This window comes from Bradyrhizobium sp. MI1.7 (genome assembly GCF_055811795.1).
In genome coordinates, this window is record NZ_JBVVPO010000280.1 from 1 (window position 1) to 314 (window position 314).

Annotated in this window: 1 protein-coding gene; it reads left to right on the forward strand. The window is 56.7% G+C overall.

The annotated features are described in order from the left end of the window. The coding region (locus tag AC0L3X_RS47515; RefSeq protein WP_473317668.1) for a transposase at positions 1–282 on the forward strand (282 nt) is incomplete at its 5' end. Between the last annotated feature and the right edge of the window lie 32 nt (positions 283–314).

Genomic DNA, 314 nt, shown 5'->3' on the forward strand with positions numbered 1-314 from the left:
CTTACGCCACGCAAATACGCATCTGGGGAAACCGATCGGAATGGCGCTATTTCGAGGTGTGGCGATGTGATGCTCAGCACCATACTTTATCAGGCAGCGCTTGCACTTCTAACCCGCACCAAGCGTTGGTCCGCATTGAAAGCTTGGGGTGTAAGGGTGGCCAAGCGACGCGGCCTTCGCCGAGCGGTCGTAGCAGTCGCACGAAAATTAGCGATCGTGATGCATCGGATCTGGGCAGATGGAAGCGAGTTCCGATGGACCCGCGAGGAGGCGACCGCATGATCAATTAGCAATTCAGCGGATCCGCCGAAAAG